Below are 3,875 nucleotides of genomic sequence, written 5' to 3' on the forward strand. Positions count from 1 at the left end.
GGCCGAGCTCATCGATCAGCGCGAGGACGCGGTCCTGGCCCGGACCGACCCACTGCCCGCCGCCCTCGGTGATCACGCCGTTGCCGGCGTCGAGGGCCGACGAGCCGGGGACCGTCGCGGTCAGGACCTGGTAGTGCAGCTTCTGGATCTGCTGCGAGGGATCCAGGCCGAGCTCCCGGTCCAGATTGGTCCGCAGGCGGTGGTAGACGTCCAGGGCGTCGCTGCGGCGTCCGCTGCGTTCCAGCGCGAGGATGAGCTGGGAGTGCAGCCACTCGTCGAACGGGTGCGTCGCGGTCAGCGAGCGGAGCTCGCCCAGCAGCTCGCGGTGCATCCCCAGCTCCATCTCGGCCTGGATCCGCAGGTGCAGGGTGGTCATCTGGTGCTCGGTGAGCTCGGCGACGTAGGCCGACAGGCACGGGCCGAGGTTGACGTTGGCCAGCGGTCCCCCGGACCACATGGCCAGCGCCGCCCGCAGGTCGGTCACCGCCTCGGCGTGCCGGCCGTGCTCGAGGTGGTCCCGGCCGGAGCGGCTGAGCCGCTCGAAGCGGGCCAGGTCCACCTGGTCGTCGCGGATCCGGAGGGTGTAGCCGGGGGAGCGGGTGGCCACCATCTGCTGGCCGTCGGCGGCCAGCCGTTCGCGTTCGATCAGCTTGCGCAGGTGGTAGATGTAGGTCTGGATCGTGGTCAGCGCGCTGGGCGGTGGGTTCTCGCCCCAGAGCTCCTGGATCAGCGAGTCGGTGTAGACGACCTTGTTGGCCCGGAGCAGCAGCAGTGCGAGCACCTGGCGCACTTTCGGCGCGCTGGGCGTGCATTCGCGGTCGCCGTCGACGACTTCCAGCGGGCCCAGCACCTTGAACTGGGCGAGCTCGGGGTGACCGGCGTGCGGTGAACGTCCGCCCGGACCGGTGATCGCGGTGCGGTGGACTTCGAGGGTTGACCTTCCGGCATCAAATTGCGGCACTGTTCGTCCCCAGTTTCCGGTGAGTGAAGAACTCCGACATCGTGGCGGGGCCTCTCGTCGCCCGGGGCACCTTCTCCGGGCGTGCTTCGGTGAGCTGGTGGCAGGCCGAAGCCATAACGAGAAAATGTTTCGGGTTTCAATTCAATGAGAGGGAGATGCCGGGTTGCTCGACGCTGAACGCCCAGCTCGATATGCGTTTCGTCGGTGCCCGCAATTGTGGCAACCGCGTGGTGCCGGTTGCGCGTCGAGCGGGTTTCGGCCGCGGTCAACGTGCGTTCGGCTGGCCGTCGGAAACGCCTGCCCACTCCGACGAGCACGGCACTGCGGCGCCGGGCGGGCTCGGGGGTCGCAGGTCTCCCGATGCCGTTCGGCGCGGTTCGGGGGACGTGTGACCAGTGCGTGCTCCTGCTTCGGGAGCGCGCTGGAACTCTCGGTGGAGCTGGATCTGCAAGCGGGGGTCGGGTCCGGCGGCACGAGGCCGATTCGGCGGCGCTAGCCGCCTCCCTAATCGCACTTTCACCCTTTTACCACTTTCGTTCCGACAACTGGGTGGTTCTTCCATGAACGAGTTCGAGAACGAAGACAGCATTCAGCGGATATCGTTTTCGTCTCGATGTTTTCGAGTCTATCCACGCGCGACTTCGCGCTGCCTGGCCTGAACGGCGGAATCGCGTTGGTCGGGATGGGCGGCATTCCGACGTCCTGGCGCGGGTGGCGCGGGCCGGATATTTGTTGAGGAAATCAATTTGTTCGCCGTTTTCTGGTCCAGACCATCCAGCCGCGCTCGAGAACGCCTCGACGATCGGCTCGCGCGCTTGACCTCAAGAGCACTTGAGGTTGCAGGCTGACGGCCGGGCGCGCTGCTGCGCGCGATGGGTTTCTTCTTCCAGAGGGTGGTTGCGGATGATGTCGACCGGGTGCTGCGGCGCGGTGGGGGACCGGTGATGGCCAGCGTTGCGGAGTCCACGACAGCGGAGGATTCCCGGCTTCCGGCCCGCGGTGCGCTGATCGCGATCCTGGCCGGGCTCGGACTGGGCATGTTCCTGGGTGCGCTGGACACGATGATCATGGCGTCGGCGCTGCGCACCGTCGCCGACCAGCTCCACGGGCTGACCCTGCAGGCGTGGGTGACCACCGCCTACTTGGTGACCATGACCGCTTCCGCGCCGCTGTACGGCAAGCTCTCCGACATCTACGGGCGCAGACCGCTGTACCTGGCGGCGATCCTGCTGTTCATCGCCGGATCGCTGCTCTGCGGGCTCGCCCAGTCGATGTACCAGCTCGCCGCCGCCCGGGCGGTGCAGGGGCTCGGCGCGGGCGGGCTCACCTCGCTCGCGCTCGCGGTGATCGCCGACATCTCGCCGCCGGACAAGCGGTCGAAGTACCAGGCCAACCTCGGCGCGGTGTTCGCCGTGGCCAGCGTGGCGGGACCGGTGCTGGGCGGTTTCTTCGCCGGGAGCGGCGAGATCCTGGGCGTGGCCGGCTGGCGCTGGATCTTCCTGATCAACCTGCCGATCGGCCTGGCGGCCTGCTTGCTGGTGGCGCTGCTGCTGAAGGTCCCGGCCAAGCGCGTCCAGCACCGCGTCGACTTCGGCGGCGCGATCACCTTGGTGCTGTTCGTCTTCCCGCTGCTGGTCGTCGCCGAGAACGGCCGGGAGTGGGGCTGGGCGTCGCCGCTGTCGATCGGCCTGTTCGCCCTCGGCGGGATCGGCCTGGTGCTGTTCCTGCTCGTGGAGCGGCGGGTCGGTGACAGCGCGCTGCTGCCCGGCAGGCTGTTCCGCAACCTGCCGTTCGCGATGGTCAACATGGTGAACTTCCTGGGCGGCATAGGCGTTTTCGCGGGCCTGGCGCTGCTGCCGCTGTACCTGCAGATCGTCAAGGGCATGTCGCCCACCGCGGCCGGGCTGCTCCTGCTGCCGCAGTCGCTGGCCACCACCTTCGGCGCGCGCCTGTCCAGCCCGCTGATGAAGCGCTTCGGCTACCAGCCGGTGCTGGCCGGCGGCATGGTGGTGATGACGGCGGTCTTCGCGGTGCTGGGGCAGGTCGGCCTCGACACTCCGCTGTGGACGATGGTGCTGCTGGTCATCGCGCTCGGCCTGGGCCTGGGCGTGTTCTTCCAGGTCATCCTCATCGCCATCCAGGACAGCGTGCCGGAGACCGACATCGGGCTGGCCAGCGGTCTCTACAACTTCTCCCGGCAGATCGGTGGCGTGGCCGGGACGGCGGTGTTCGTCTCGCTGCTGTTCGGCATCGCGGGCGATCGGGTCGGCGAGCAGTTCGAGGCCGCGGGCCCGCAGGTGCAGGCGGCTCTGTCCGACCCGGCGGTGATGTCCGATCCGGCCAACGCCGCGCTGGCTGGGCAGCTGCACGCGCAGGGGACCGTCGACCTCAACGACACGTCGTTCCTCGCCCAGGTCGACGAGCGGCTCGCCCAGCCCGTGCTGGTCGCGCTGTCGTCCTCGCTGAACACCGTTTTCCTGATCGTCGGCGGGTTCCTGGCGCTGTCGGTGGTGATCGCGCTGCTGCTGCGCGGCCGGGGGAGAACCGCGGAATCGGCGTGATCGAGCGGCGGCGGGAGGGGATCGCCTCCCGCCGCCTGCTGCGGACCTGCGGTCACCGCGGGACGAGCGCCTCCAGCTCGGACCAATCGACCTGCGGCGGCACGATTCCGCGGCGCTTGAGGTAGCGCTCGCTGCGCGCCCGTCCGTCGGCGATCCACTGGTCCACGCCGTCGGCCGCGGACACACCGGGAATGCGCTCCGGGCGGAAGGTCCAGTCCGCGCCCGCCCCGATGGCGGTGCCGGTGACCTGCAGCGCGCACCGGTTCCCGAACTCCCCGTTGTGCCGGTGCCACAGCAGGCTCGCCGGTCCGATCCGGCCCTCGAACTGCTCCGCGGTGCGCAGCCGCAGCTCC

At 69.3% G+C, this 3,875-nt stretch carries 4 protein-coding genes; 2 read left to right on the plus strand and 2 right to left on the minus strand.

Annotated features, from left to right (window positions below):
* On the minus strand, window positions 1–961 hold a 961-nt coding region (locus tag ABTZ89_RS36655; protein WP_351053636.1), incomplete at its 3' end, for an AfsR/SARP family transcriptional regulator.
* 23 nt (window positions 962–984) lie between these two features.
* On the opposite strand from ABTZ89_RS36655, the gene ABTZ89_RS36660 reads away from it, so the two are divergent.
* Entirely contained in the window at window positions 985–1,353 is a 369-nt protein-coding gene (locus tag ABTZ89_RS36660; RefSeq protein WP_351053639.1) for a hypothetical protein, read from the plus strand.
* A gap of 501 nt (window positions 1,354–1,854) precedes the next feature.
* A complete protein-coding gene (locus ABTZ89_RS36665; protein WP_351053641.1) occupies window positions 1,855–3,522 on the plus strand; it encodes an MDR family MFS transporter in 1,668 nt (555 codons plus the stop codon).
* A gap of 52 nt (window positions 3,523–3,574) precedes the next feature.
* Here the strand turns inward: ABTZ89_RS36665 and ABTZ89_RS36670 are convergent.
* Window positions 3,575–3,875, minus strand: a 301-nt coding sequence (locus ABTZ89_RS36670) for a hypothetical protein (protein ID WP_351053644.1), incomplete at its 5' end; no start/stop codon positions are given.

Source organism: Saccharopolyspora sp. NPDC002686 (assembly GCF_040295745.1).
Lineage (GTDB): Bacteria > Actinomycetota > Actinomycetes > Mycobacteriales > Pseudonocardiaceae > Saccharopolyspora > Saccharopolyspora oryzae.